The organism is Paenibacillus sp. J31P190, from assembly GCF_059692075.1.
In genome coordinates this window covers 1-13,491 of the sequence record NZ_JCAUAS010000006.1, presented here as the reverse complement: position 1 = coordinate 13,491, position 13,491 = coordinate 1, and the positions used below count along the sequence as shown (strand labels likewise).

Here is a 13,491-nt window from a genome sequence, read left to right as displayed (position 1 = left end):
ACACTGGTACCCATAGTCTGGACAGTTTTAAAAAGTGTTCAGGCTGTGGGTATCTTTTTTTTGTATAATAGAGTAAGCGCCGGAGGGGATTACATCATGTCTAAGACAATCTTTAGCGAAAAAAAACGAGAGCATTTATCAACGAATAAATACGTTGTCAAGATAAGCGAGAGAGGGTCCAGATCACCGCTACCTGCTTTTTTTTCTACGAAATCTAAATCCCCCATAATCAATGACTACGATCTGTTTATTCCTCTTTAAACGCAAGTGCTTCTTTAAACGCAGGTTAAGGGCATACGATTTATAATATTGGCCTGTACCCTTGGATGGAATGATTCCATTGTCCAAAAATTTCTTTACTAATCTCATAAGCAATCGTCTATATTTTGGGGAATTTCGGAATTTCCGATCATATTTTTTCATAGTTACCCAGCGATAATCCGTGTCGTAATCGATAATTTGCGCAAAATATTTTCTTATCGGTTTCAAAGATGATTTATACATGTCTACTTCCCTCTTGTTGCATTTGATCCCTTTTTTTGATTTTGCTATCTTCATAACATAGCCGTTACCTAAATCGTATACAACTCGCGTTACACCAGACCCAATGAATTTCTTCCCTTTTATTTTCCTTTTCATGTACGGATTCTTCTTAATCAAGACAGCTCCCCCTATTCTCAATAATGTAATGCCCTCCAATTGCGCCATTTACGGATTTAATTATAAATTTAGTATATGTCGAGAACCTCGACCCGAACTGGTTGTTTTTTTTATTTATATAAGTAAATTTGTGAGGGTTTCACGAACATATATGTGTTCCGAGAAAATAAAGTTCTAGACTGGCAGCTGCCTTTATTCAACTATCATTTCCAGTTGATATAGGCATCAATTTCAATGCTTTTTATAAGGGCATGTACACAAATGTAGGTGTTTTGTGCGCGTATGATATTGTTTGATTAAGCAACATCAGCTTTGCATAGAACAAAGGCCAAGGCTGGCACCTTATTTTGCTAGGCTCAGGTAGTTGCCGTCAACTTAAAAGAAACCTCTCATAAGATAGTTTCGAATAGGAGGTGAAAAGAATGGCTGTTACTCTCTCTACTGGCATAATTAATAAAACCAGTTCCACTATATTTGCTCACGTTGAAATCTTAAACCTTAACTCAATCCCAAGGACCATACGGGTGCAAGTTATTGACTGGGATAACGAAGCTTCTTTATTTAACCGTTTGATTACTGCTTCTCGTAGTAATAGTGTGAGCGTCAGTGTACAGGGTGTACCGTTCCATTATGAAATTCGGGTTACCGTTCCTTCGACCCGAAACTTGATTGTCAATACATTTGCTATCGATAACGCAACGTTTACGGTAGAAAATAATAATGTGTTGCAGCGTCAATTAGTCAGAGTTTTCCCACCGTTCCCTCCCGTCACCAAAAAGGCTAAGGCTAAATTCTTTCTGGGCAGAAAACTTAGACTGAAAAAGAAAAAATAACCAACAGTAAGTACTACCGTGCAGCCTATAACCAAATATCAGGCGCACTGAGTTTCTTCAATTAGGTTGCATCTCTGCGGGGCAGATACTTGCGGGTATCAGGAATCCACAGGAAATATACCTCTGATTAAATAAGGGGCTACCAATGGGAAGTTCCTTGGCAGCCCTTTTAATTGTTGACAGCAAAGCAACGAACAGAGGCCCTTTTTTCTTGTTTTTCCACGAAATCTTTATTTTTAGCTGTTTATCCCAGGTCTTAATTCTCTCATACATATTTAAACCTCTCGCAATCTTCTCCTTTTCCAATTGACAAAGTTTGTAATTAAGATATGATGAGGGCAAAATAAGTTATAAAAAAAGTTAATTCAGGGAGTGAAAATAATGATAAACCCCAAACAATTAGCAGCTGAGAAAGCTGTTGAATTTATTGAAGATGGTATGGTAGTTGGATTAGGCACAGGATCAACAGCCTATTGGGCAATCCAAAAAATTGCTCAAAGAATACAGGAAGGACTTCGTATCAGGGCAGTAGCGAGTTCTAGAAACTCAGAAGAATTGGCAAATAAATTAGGAATTCCTATAGTGCCTTTTTCTGAAATAGATGTAATAGACTTAACGATTGATGGTGCCGATGAGGTTGATAATGACTTGAATTTAATCAAGGGAGGAGGCGGCGCATTAGTCAGAGAGAAGATATTAGCAATCAATAGTAAGAGGTTTTTCGTAATTATAGATGAATCAAAACGTGTAGAACATTTAGGTCAATTTCCATTACCTGTCGAAATCGTACCCTTTGCTGTAAATTTAACAATAAATAAATTAAAGGAACTTGGGTGTTATGCAAGGATACGAATGAGTAACGATAAGGAGTATATTACGGATAATGGAAATATAATCGTAGATTGTAACTTTGAAAAAATAATAGAGCCCATAGAGCTAAATAAACAAATCAACTTAATTCCAGGTGTTGTTGATAATGGCTTATTTACTCGCATGGTAAGTTCATTAGTCATTGGATACAACGATGGAAGCGTCATGATTATCGACCAACCATGAGGGGGCATGAAATCACATTATATGTATTTAGTGCATCAAAATTAGGCACTCAATGCTCTTTGGAGAGGATTATCTGCAAAATGTGCAGCTAATTTCGTCTCAAAAGTCTCAAATAGAGAATTACGGGTGAATTTGATGTAGGAAATGCAGTTAATACATGAGAAATGAGCAGCTGAAGTGAATTTAACTGCATGTTTTACAGTAAATATTGTTCTGAGGAATACTCCTACGGGGGGGCTGGGAACTTAGAACTTGCAGAGGTTGTTGTTGTTGTTGTTGTTGTTGTAGTTGTTGTTGTTGTTTTGGTAGAGGTAGTTTCCTTAGAGTTTTTAGACTAGTGTAACAACGCTGTAGGAAGTTTGAGAGAGGTGTCAAGAACGTAAAGCAGGGGAAATCTACCAAAACAACGAATCTAAATAAGATCATTCTAACGAATAAACAAGGAGCGAAAGTACATATGCACGATACACCAAATCTACTCTTAATCACAGACATCCCAGGCTATACGCCTCAAATTAGCAGGTTAATGTCAATGATGAATTACGCGAGAAGTACTACTCTGAGAAGTGTGGAAGGACTGACAACGGAGCAATTAGACTACACAATCGACGAAACAAGCAACTCCATAGGCTCTTTGCTGCTTCACTTCGCAGCTGTCGAGGTTGCTTATCAGTTGGAGACTTTCGAGCACCGTGACTTGAACGAGGAGGAAATGAGAATATGGGGAGCAGCTCTCGAGCTTGGTGATCAAGGAAGAGCCCAAATTAAGGGGAATAATCTCGACTATTATCTCAACATCATGAGCGAGGTGCGAAGCAAAACGTATGAGGTTTTCAAGTCGAAGACAGATGATTGGTTGTATGAGGAGTATCCATTCTGGCAGAATCATCCAGCCAACCATTATTTCATGTGGTACCACGTGTTTGAGGACGAGATTAATCATCGAGGACAGATTCGTTGGATGAGAAAACGACTTCCGGTATAAAAATGGTGAATTTTAGCCCGATAGGAGGAAAGAAGAGATGAATACCAACAAACCGGTTGGTCTGACCGCTTCCGTAGGCTTTCAAATCGGTGTTAGACGTACACTCCCCTTTTTCCAAGAGGAAGCTTGGGAGCTGCTGACTTCAACAAGAGGGCGAAAGCTTTGGTTAGGAGATGCGGCGTCGGCCCAGTTTGTGAAGGGACACAAGTTCGTGACGCAAGAAGGAACGACAGGGGAATTTCGTGTGGTGAAGCCGCTGGAACAGCTTCGACTGACTTGGCAGCCTGATGGCTTTCCGAATACGTCAATACTTCAAATTCGTCTGCTGCCTGCCGCTAGTCCAGGGAAAACAACGATTAGCTTCCATCAAGAGAAGCTGGAAAGTGCGGAGCAAAGAGAAGAGATGAAAGCACATTGGGAAGAGGTTATCAGCGACTTACTCGCCCTTTATGAGGATAAGTCCATACGATGACGAACACGCTCATACTAGTCTTCATTCTGACGATGATTATCCATACAGCGGAAACGTTGTCATACTCGATTCGATACGCTGGGGTGCGAGTGAACAAGCTTGCCGTGGCACTCTCTTTAGTCGGCATTGTTGTCCTTGTATCGCGAACAGCGAATTTAATTCAGGCGCCAATGACTGCGCACTTCGTTGATTTTGCTAAGATCGAACCGACCTTCGATTTGGAACGATACCTGCGAATCAGTTTATTCGCCTCTTCGATTGGGACATTGATTGCGATTGCTTTATTCCCGTCTTTTATCAATCTGAGTGTTCGAGTCATTTCCCGGCTGGAAATCGCTGGATCGATTCCGAAACTCATTACGAGTGTAACGGTGACGCAGCTGAAGAACACGAAAAAATATTTGAAGAAGCCAAATGTCAAGCTGCTGAGCCAATTCCGTTATTTGGGGATTCCAAAACGATTCCTTTTGATTAATATTATGGTGACAGCTTTCTATTCGGTGGGTGTGCTTTCTTCCTTATATGCTGCGCATTTATTACCTGAATTTGCAACGACAGCGTCGCAAGCATCCGGACTTATTAACGGTATTGCTACTATTTTGCTTACCATATTCATAGATCCGCAGTTAGGTCTTATCACGGACAAGGCACTTCATGACGAATCCCAGCGTAGACAGCTTGGCAAAATCTATGCGCTGCTCATGACATCTCGATTTCTGGGCACATTGCTAGCGCAAGTTTTCCTTATTCCGTCTGCTCACTTTATTGGATGGATGGTCAAATGGTTTTTCTAATTGTTCGATTTCCTTTCCTTCATAGGGCTTGCTTGGTATAATAGCAAATATCATAGGAGCGCAGCTAGAAATGGAGCCAGAGAATGAAGAAGTTCAAGAAATTTTATATCGAAATTACAAGTGTTTGTAACTTGGCCTGCACCTTCTGCCCACAGACGAAGCGACAAGCTAATTTTATCAAAATCGATACTTTTACTAATATATTAGATCAAATTAAGCCGCACACGGATCACATTTATTTGCATGTCAAAGGGGAACCTTTGCTGCACCCGAAGATTGACGAACTGCTGGATTTGAGCCATGAGAAAGGCTTCAAGGTCAATATCACAACCAACGGTACGCTGATTAACAAAAATAGACACAAGCTGCTGGATAAACCGGCGCTGCGGCAAATGAATTTCTCCTTGCACAGCTTTGATGGCCACGAAGGATCTGAGGATAAGGAAGGATATGTGACGAGTATCCTGCGATTTGCTAAGGAAATCGTTGCCAAGTCCAATGTGATTATCTCATTCCGTTTATGGAATTTAGATACGGATAATCAGACGAACCAAGAACGGCAGCGAAACCGTGAAGTGCTGGAATTGCTCGAGAAAGAGTTTGAGCTTGATTACAAAATCGATGAGAAATTCGTTCGCGGAACAGGCGTTAAACTGGCCGATCGCGTCTATCTGAATCAGGATCATGAGTTCCAGTGGCCGGATTTGAAAGCGGAAGAAATTGCAGGGCCGGGCTTCTGTCACGCATTGCGGAATCAAGCAGGCATTCTTGTTGATGGCACTGTGATTCCTTGTTGTCTAGATGGGGAAGGGGTCATTAATCTGGGCAATATTAACCAAACCCCTTTTTCCGAAATCGTAGAGGGTGAAAGGGCGAACCGATTGTTTGAGGGCTTTTCCAGACGTGAAGTTGTCGAGGAATTATGCCGAAAGTGCGGATATCGCGAACGTTTTAGTATGTAAAATAGGAGAGCTCATTCTAGCGGCGTGCGTGCTGGGGAATGAGCTTTTTTCTTACGTTTCTTTTTCTAGCGATTCTTTGCTTTTAAGCAGCTTTCGTGGGATAATATAAGTTTGATTCAATTCTATTTGTTGGGGGCACATTACGTGGGACGTTATCCATTTGCATATGATCACGCACAGCCATTCATGCAGCAGGTTTCTGACTGGATTGCGGATACATTTTATGAAGTTTTACCTGAAGCGGGTTTCGAGGTGCGTGACGAACAGATTTACATGGCGTTCCAGTTAGAACGAGCTTTTGCTGAGAAATCGACCATTTTTGCGGAAGCAGGGGTGGGTACGGGGAAAACGCTTGTCTATTTATTGTATGCGATATGTTACTCGCGTTTCATGAAGAAACCGGCTATCATCGCTTGTGCGGATGAATCTTTGATTGAGCAATTGGTCAAGCCAGGTGGGGATATTGATAAAATATCGCGTTACTTGGATCTCGTTATTGATGCGCGGCTTGCCAAATCGCCTGACCAATATGTATGTCTCGTCAAGCTTGATGAGGCACGATTCGGACACGAGGATATCGGCTTATATAGAGAGTTGCATGAAGGACTTCCTGACTTCGTTCACACGCGTGAAGCGCTGCAAACCTTTCATGCTTATGGGGACCGTAAAAACTACCCAAACCTGAATGATGAGCAATGGAACAAGGTGAGTTGGGATGCTTATCAGGATTGTTTCGTCTGTGATAAGCGCCATCGCTGCGGCCAAACGTTATCTCGTGAAGCTTATCGACGTTCGGCAGATTTGATTATCTGCTCGCATGATTTCTACATGGAACATGTATGGACGTACGACGGAAGAAAGCGTGAAGGCCAGCTTCCTTTGCTGCCGGATCATTGTACGGTTGTTTTTGATGAAGGACATCTGATGGAATCGGCTGCTCAGAAAGCACTAACGTACAAGCTGAAGCATATGGTGTTCGAGGAATTAGTGATCCGTTTGTTAAAAGGAGAAGTGCGTGAGACGTTGGCCGTCTGTATTGATCAGGCCATTGAGCAAAGCGAACTTATGTTCGAAGTACTTGAAAGCTGCTGTCAACCGATTGTTGGATCGGATCGTAAGCAGATTGTTATCAACGACCGACTACTGCGAGAGATCCATCGTCTAAGTGATATTTTATCGGAGATTGAAGAGGAGCTTGTCTTTGAAGGTGAAATGTTCACATTAAACGACTACCAGCTTAAGATCGTGGAAGAACATTTGGAAATGATGCAGAAAGCGCTGGCATTGTTCCGCAACGATCAAACCTTCATTTGTTGGGCCACTGAAAGCATTACAGGTCTTAGCCTTGTGATCATGCCAAGAACCGTGAAAGAAGTGCTGAAAGAGCATGTGTTTTCTTCCAAAATGCCAATCGTTTTCTCATCGGCTACACTGTCTGTTGAGGGTTCATTCGATTATGTGGCTAACAGTTTGGGCCTTGATAAGTATCTTTCATTTTCTGTGAATTCACCTTTTGATTATGCAGAACGGATGGAAGTCATCGCACCGAAATGGGAGTCTGGCGGTACGTTTCAAGAAAAGATGGAATCCGCGGTTCAGTTGTTAAAAAGAACAGAAGGAAGAGCGCTTATTCTGTTCCCAACTCACGAGGAATTGCAGCGGTTTAAACGGGAAATCAAAGGCCGTTCGGATTGTTCGGAATTGACGTTCTTGTTTGAAGGGGATCAAGAAATCAGCCATTTGATTGCCTCTTTCCAGGGGGATGAACACAGCGTGTTGTCTGCAGTCACCCTATGGGAAGGACTCGATATACCGGGTCCTTCATTGTCCAACGTCATTGTCTGGTCGCTGCCGTTTCCTCCACAAGATCCTGTTTTCAATGCGAAGCGTCAAGCATCAACTTCGCCATATGAAGAGGTGGATATTCCTTATATGCTGCTAAGGCTTAGACAAGGGATCGGGCGCTTGATTAGAACCCGCGAAGATAGTGGTATTATTGCCATCTTCAATGATGAACTGCACGATAACGTGGTGCTTCGCGAGCACATTGTTCGCATTTTACCCGCTGGTGTTACACTGAAGAGCGAATAAGTTACTATGTGAACCAAATGTCGCGAAATCGCACCCAACCAAGCGAGTCGAGGGAGATGCCGCGAATCGATGGATGGTAAGCGGTTTTGAGATGCTTTCGATATAGAAATAGCAGGCTGTGGCGCTGCTTGAGCTGGGATTCCAACTGCTCGAGCAGCGCCATTCTGCGTTTCGGGTCGGATTCGGAATGCAGCAATCGCAAGCTGTCATCGAGCATGGTCTGCACATCAGGCGCAGCATGCTGCCGCATGCTCTTGTACATATCATAGAGCCGCAGCTCGCGATGCTCGTCTAGCATCACGGCAAACAGCAGCAGATCGGCCGTCATGCGCAGCTCGCCCTTGAATTCCTCAGCGGGAATGAGCAGGATTTCCAGCGTGATTCCGGACATTGCGTACATTTTCTGCAAGAGGAGCGCATCCTGCTCATATTGCGGGATGGTCGCAAGCTTCAGTACGTCACTCTGGTAGCCTGAAGCTGCTAGCAGTTTCTCGACTTCAATGGGCTTTCCCATCGTGCTAATTACATGATTGGAACGATCCGTATCTTGCTCTGGCTGTAAGAAGAAACTGGTTGCCGCTTCAATGACATCACCAGAGAGCTGTTCCAGCAAATAGGGTTGATCCAATGCTAAGTGAAGTACCTCGCGAATCAATGGATTCTTTAACGGTCCGTCTTTCAATTCATTCACGGTCATGAATTTCGTCGTCATGCCGGATTGCCTTACTTGCTGCCAACGCTGTGCCTCCATGTCTGAAATTCGTACGTTGTGCATGACTTGGAAAGGCTGTTTTTCAGCTGATAATTCCGTCTGTTCATTCTCCGGCAATGCCCACACTTCGACCCGATCCAAGAACCCGCGTCCCTGAAAATAAGCAGGGAATGCCTCCAAGATCCATATCCCTTGTTCGTGTCCAGTTAAACGGAAAGGTCCTGTGCCAATGGGTGACTTATCCATCAGTCCACCGGCTGCTTCACACACATCTGCTGGGACGATAGAAGCCCGATTGGTCGTTAAGAATCCGAGAAATAATTCATTGCGTTCAGACAGTTGAATGCAAACTGTTGTTTCATTTGGTGTTGTGATGTCAATGATGCCCGCATAAGCCCAGCTATACAGACCACGCGGCGCTAAGCGCCCGAGCCGTTCAAGTGAATATTTCACATCGCTCGCCAGCATCTCGCGGCCATGATGAAACTGCACACCTTTGCGGAGATAAAAGGTCCATAAGGTGCGAGAAGCATCTACATCCCACGCGTGGGCAAGATGAGGTAGGATCTGATCTCCTTTGGCATCCATCCGAACGAGCCCATCGAAGAGCTGATTCACGAGATGCGATTCCCCCGTATAATGAATGGCTGCAGGGTCTAAGGCGTGAATCGTTTGCGTAAGCGGGAAGCGCAAAATATCCGTTCGACGCTGACCTTGCACTTCAGACCGAAAGCCGAATTGCCCTGACAACCAAACTTGGAATTGTTCTCGTAGGGTTGATTCGTGCTCGGCTGCTTGCAGCAGTTCAAGTGCAGAATGCAAATCCTGTTTCGCGACTAATTCCTTTGCTTCCTCCAGAAGCATATCTTCTTTACGCGCATGGAAAATAAGGGTTGAACGATTACCGCGGCCTTTTTTTGGCAGCCAAGTGAGCCACTTTTCCTGCTGCATTCGCTTGAGAAGCAGCACCATATTGCGGTGCGTACAGTCCAAATGTAACGCTAGCTCTTCTAGCGTTATTTCGAGTGGGTGCTCTTCATGGTCCTGGGGAAATGAACGTCGAAGTGTTAAATAATGCTTGCGTATTTTCACCTTTAACCTCCGGAAATAAAATATGAAATTATGAAATTTAAACTTACACTTTTTGTTCTTGTTTTACAGGTTACAATAAAGGGCAGGAAATAACAAATGCTTTTGCTGCTTTACCATTTGTAAAACAAAGGAGAAAAAGTCCAATGAGAGATCCTGCTCCATGGCAAAGAAAATACGGTTTAATGCTTATGTACGCATGTTTATTTGGTTTCATGGTTCAATACATGTATATTGACCATGCCGCCGGCATCTCCGTTCTGATTAGTGTGCTTGGCTTTTACAGCCTTTACTTTTACGCCATAAAAGGAAGATTGGGCGGCTTTGAGCCGTGGGAAGGACAAAATAAAGCGGGTTGGTTCCTTCTAGTTCCTGTTGTATTAATTGCTTTGACGTATACATTGTTTGCTAACAATCTGTTCCATACGCTTAATTTGCTTGCCTTACCCATATGCATTGCGATGCAGACGATTGTCTTATCGCGCGATAGTAAGCATGCATGGTATCATGCAACGTTCCTTCAGGATCTGCTTAGACATTGTTTTGGCAGGCCGATAGTTTACTTATCTGTACCTTTTGGGATGATCAAAGCTTGGCTGCCGAGTAGAAAGACCGAAAAGGAGTCTGCATGGGGAAAGATGGGGAAAGTTGGGGCAGGTCTTTTGCTGGCAGCCCCCATATTGTTCATCGTTATTGGGTTGTTAGCTTCAGCGGATCGTGTTTTTCAATCATGGGTGGCTGAAATCCCGCATTGGTTCAACGGAATATCGTTTGCTGAGGGGATTGTACGTACCGGTTTTGCGATTGGAATAACGCTTTACACGTTCTGCTATTTATGGGGAATTCTTTTTCCAAAAGTCATCGAAGTCAGCCAAACGCCTCAAGAGATTGGTGAGGAATCTGCCGCTGTAAGTAAAAAGTTTCTGATTGATCCAATAACAGCCGGCACTTTGTTGGTGTGTGTAAATGTTGTTTACGTGCTGTTCGCAATCATTCAGTTCTCCTATTTATTCGGAGCAGCGAATGGGTTTTTACCAAATGGTGTGCTCTATGCGGAGTACGCGCGAAGAGGGTTTGCTGAGCTTGTTGCCGTCGCTATCATCAATATCTCGCTGCTGTTTCCAGGCCTGCATTGGATCCGTCGCAGCAGTCAAATGGGTGAAACCATTCGAAAAGGATTGCTGACGATGCTCGTCGGGTGCACCATCGTAATGCTCATTTCCGCTTATGGAAGGCTTTCGTTGTATGAAGAGGCTTATGGCTTCACGCAAACGAGATTACTCGTTCATGGTTTCATGATTTTCTTAGGTGTTCTGTTTATCATTGCTTTTTTCCGAATCTGGATGGAGCAGATGTCCTTGTCAAAAGCTTTTATCACAACGGCAATCCTGGCCTATCTGGTGATGAATTATATGAATATCGAGCAACGAATCGTAATCAATAACATGGAGCGGTACGAAAGAACGGGGATCATTGACCTTGAATATTTGGGGAGACTCTCTACCGACGTGATCCCGCCACTTAAAGAACAGCAAGCCAAGCACCCTGATTTGAGGATACAAGCAACCATAGATCACATTAAAGCAAATTCCGGAGACTATTCATGGCCGTCCTGGAATCTATCCAAGCATCAAGCAAGACGGTAATTGTAAAATATTTCAAAACATTTCGTTTCGATCTCAAAGCAGCTGGGTATAAATTCCTATCAACATATAACCGCTACTAAGGAGGAAGAAACGTTATGAAAAAAAATCTATCTATCGTACTGACATCTGCAATGGCTTTATCCATGTTCTCATCTGTCGCATTCGGAAAAACGTCATCTGACTTCGCAGATTTGAGCCAACTGGACGCCTCTACCAAAGCCAAATTCGATGCAATGATTAGCACAGGAATTTTTGATGGCATGACCGCAACGACGTTCGGATTAAAGAACCCAATGAACCGTGCACAGTTCGCTAAAGTTGCGGCAATGATTTTGGATCTTCCGATTAATACTAGTTTAAGAGTTTCCTCTTTTACAGATGTAAGTACATACGATCAAGCCATTGGCTATGCATTACCATATATTGAAGCTTTGAAATCAGCTGGTATTACGAATGGCTTCAGCAATGGTGCTTACAACCCGGCTGGTCAAGTGACAAAAGAGGAGCTTGCTACATTCTTGGTACGAATCCTAGGTAAGGAAGCAGAAGCAGGCAATAAGACCTTAACGGATGGCTCCGTCTCCAATTGGGCAAAAGGATACGTAGCTCTTGCATTGAACTTGAAGCTTCTCCCAGAAACAATAGGTGCTTTTGAAGGTCAAATGCCTGCTACCCGCGAACTGTTGGTAACTGGTGCTTATGAAGCAAAACAACAATACATACCTGGTAAAATCGCGTTAGTAAGCGCGCAGGCTGTTGGAGCAAGTAAAGTGAAGGTTTGGTTTAATCAAACAATAGATAAGACAAAAGCAAGCCTTACATTAAGCAAAGGAACGATGAATGTTCCGGTAACTGTGACTTGGTCTGATGATGGCAAGTGGGCTACTTTACTCACATCTTCACCGATCAGTGAAGGAGAGTATACAGCTGCTATCACTGGGCTAGACGCATCGACAGTATCGAGAAATGAAGTCTTTTTCAGAGCACAAGCGGAGCAGGTGACCGAAATCAACTTCATCAATCCAGAAGAAACCATTGCGAACAGCTCGGCAGCAACGATTAGAGTTAGAGCGATGAATCAATATGGAGAGACGGCATCCCTTGGGACGTCGGGTTTCACGGCCATTGTTGCTGGTTCTGCTCCAGCAGATTTTAAAAAGGATGAGTGGGGCAACCTGGTCATTATTGCTAACATCAAAGAGGCGAATACTTCTCAGATGAGAGATTATATACCCGTAACCGTTTTTGTGAATAATAGCAAGCTTAATGCAGCTCGAAGCTTCAAAGTAGGAAACGCGCCTGTTCTCAGCTTCATTGAACCGAACAAAATAACCTATTCGAATATGAAAAATAGATTGATTGATGCGGGCGATAAAGCATCCATCTCATTGAATTTGTTTGACCAGTATGGGAACCCGATCATCAAAAAACAGTTTGATCAAAATGAGGTCACTTCAAAGAGCTTGACGCCTGTTGTATCACCTCAAAATCCGAACCTCGAGATTGTAAAAGCGGGCACTTCGCTAGGAACAACTGATTTATTTGATGAAAATGGGAACGCCCGCTTTGAAGTGAGACTGACTGCCAAACCACTGAACGAAAGCACTCATAAGATTACCATTTATAGCGAGGCTGCTCATGCTACAGTGAGTGTGGATGTAAACTAATTGCTTTTTAAAGGCTGCTTATTCTCTGTCGACAGAGAGTAAGTAGCTTTTTTTGTTGTATTGGAAATTATGCAAGATGCCGATTTGTGGATAAGAGTTGTAAGCTAAGAAGTCGATTTCCGACTTCTTAGACACGGTGGGCGAGCTTCGGCTCGAGGAACTCTCGTTGAAAGCGCGTTTTTCGCGCTTATTTGTTCTTAGGGCGAAGCTTTCCGCGAAATGGGGAAGTAGAAAGACAAGTTGTACAGTGTACAACAATTTCCTTGATTTCTTGTGGGTAAGCTGAAGATGTTGTACGCTGTACAACAATTTAGCCCTTTTTTATGTTTTTGAGTTAATTTGGGCTGGTATTGATGTATTTTTTACAACATTCACGTGGAATACGAGGATTCGTCGGCTTATAGTTGTACAACGGAGTCAATTTCATAATTTAGAACCCTTGCTACCGCAAGGGTTTTAAGCACGCAAAAAAGGAGTACCTCCCCAAATTCTCGAAGTTTAAGGTTACCACACCAAATAAACAG

11 protein-coding genes are annotated in these 13,491 nt (G+C 43.3%); 9 read left to right on the top strand and 2 right to left on the bottom strand.

The features are described 5' to 3' along the window. Nucleotides 1-189 precede the first annotated feature (189 nt). Nucleotides 190-660, bottom strand: a complete 471-nt coding sequence (locus AC58U0_RS13470) for a hypothetical protein (RefSeq protein WP_497379509.1) — start codon at nt 658-660, stop codon at nt 190-192. A 422-nt stretch (nt 661-1,082) separates the two neighbouring features. On the opposite strand from AC58U0_RS13470, the gene AC58U0_RS13465 reads away from it, so the two are divergent. From AC58U0_RS13465 to AC58U0_RS13435, 7 genes are all read left to right on the top strand, one after another. Further along, the gene (locus AC58U0_RS13465; protein ID WP_497379508.1) at nt 1,083-1,493 is read left to right on the top strand and encodes a hypothetical protein; all 411 of its coding nucleotides are present in this window, start codon (nt 1,083-1,085) and stop codon (nt 1,491-1,493) included. 384 nt (nt 1,494-1,877) lie between these two features. Then, on the top strand, nt 1,878-2,549 hold the full coding sequence (rpiA, locus tag AC58U0_RS13460; protein WP_497379707.1) for a ribose-5-phosphate isomerase RpiA: 672 nt from the start codon (nt 1,878-1,880) through the stop codon (nt 2,547-2,549). A 457-nt stretch (nt 2,550-3,006) separates the two neighbouring features. Beyond that, the gene (locus AC58U0_RS13455) at nt 3,007-3,534 is read left to right on the top strand and encodes a DinB family protein (protein ID WP_497379507.1); all 528 of its coding nucleotides are present in this window, start codon (nt 3,007-3,009) and stop codon (nt 3,532-3,534) included. Between the two features lie 37 nt (nt 3,535-3,571). Continuing rightward, a complete protein-coding gene (locus AC58U0_RS13450; protein ID WP_497379506.1) occupies nt 3,572-4,006 on the top strand; it encodes an SRPBCC domain-containing protein in 435 nt (144 codons plus the stop codon). Next, nucleotides 4,003-4,800, top strand: a complete 798-nt coding sequence (locus AC58U0_RS13445; protein WP_057301449.1) for a lipid II flippase Amj family protein — start codon at nt 4,003-4,005, stop codon at nt 4,798-4,800. Before AC58U0_RS13450 ends, AC58U0_RS13445 begins: the two co-directional genes overlap by 4 nt. 83 nt (nt 4,801-4,883) lie before the next feature. Further along, the gene (locus AC58U0_RS13440) at nt 4,884-5,762 is read left to right on the top strand and encodes a radical SAM/SPASM domain-containing protein (RefSeq protein WP_497379505.1); all 879 of its coding nucleotides are present in this window, start codon (nt 4,884-4,886) and stop codon (nt 5,760-5,762) included. A gap of 144 nt (nt 5,763-5,906) precedes the next feature. Then, nucleotides 5,907-7,853 (top strand): ATP-dependent DNA helicase, encoded by a 1,947-nt coding sequence (locus AC58U0_RS13435; RefSeq protein WP_497379504.1) that lies wholly within the window; start codon nt 5,907-5,909, stop codon nt 7,851-7,853. Between the two features lie 4 nt (nt 7,854-7,857). Here AC58U0_RS13435 and AC58U0_RS13430 read toward each other — a convergent pair whose 3' ends face one another. After that, entirely contained in the window at nt 7,858-9,657 is a 1,800-nt protein-coding gene (locus tag AC58U0_RS13430) for an ABC transporter substrate-binding protein (protein WP_497379503.1), read from the bottom strand. A 143-nt stretch (nt 9,658-9,800) separates the two neighbouring features. On the opposite strand from AC58U0_RS13430, the gene AC58U0_RS13425 reads away from it, so the two are divergent. After that, a complete protein-coding gene (locus AC58U0_RS13425; protein WP_497379502.1) occupies nt 9,801-11,300 on the top strand; it encodes a DUF4153 domain-containing protein in 1,500 nt (499 codons plus the stop codon). Nucleotides 11,301-11,395: 95 nt separating this feature from the next. After that, nucleotides 11,396-12,967 (top strand): S-layer homology domain-containing protein, encoded by a 1,572-nt coding sequence (locus AC58U0_RS13420; RefSeq protein WP_497379501.1) that lies wholly within the window; start codon nt 11,396-11,398, stop codon nt 12,965-12,967. Nucleotides 12,968-13,491: the final 524 nt, after the last annotated feature.

Coding starts and splice junctions, on each gene's coding strand:
- AC58U0_RS13465 (WP_497379508.1), top strand. CDS start 1,083: ATGGCTGTTACTCTCTCTACTGGCATAATTAATAAAACCAGTTCCACT.
- AC58U0_RS13455 (WP_497379507.1), top strand. CDS start 3,007: ATGCACGATACACCAAATCTACTCTTAATCACAGACATCCCAGGCTAT.
- AC58U0_RS13450 (WP_497379506.1), top strand. CDS start 3,572: ATGAATACCAACAAACCGGTTGGTCTGACCGCTTCCGTAGGCTTTCAA.
- AC58U0_RS13445 (WP_057301449.1), top strand. CDS start 4,003: ATGACGAACACGCTCATACTAGTCTTCATTCTGACGATGATTATCCAT.
- AC58U0_RS13440 (WP_497379505.1), top strand. CDS start 4,884: ATGAAGAAGTTCAAGAAATTTTATATCGAAATTACAAGTGTTTGTAAC.
- AC58U0_RS13425 (WP_497379502.1), top strand. CDS start 9,801: ATGAGAGATCCTGCTCCATGGCAAAGAAAATACGGTTTAATGCTTATG.
- AC58U0_RS13420 (WP_497379501.1), top strand. CDS start 11,396: ATGAAAAAAAATCTATCTATCGTACTGACATCTGCAATGGCTTTATCC.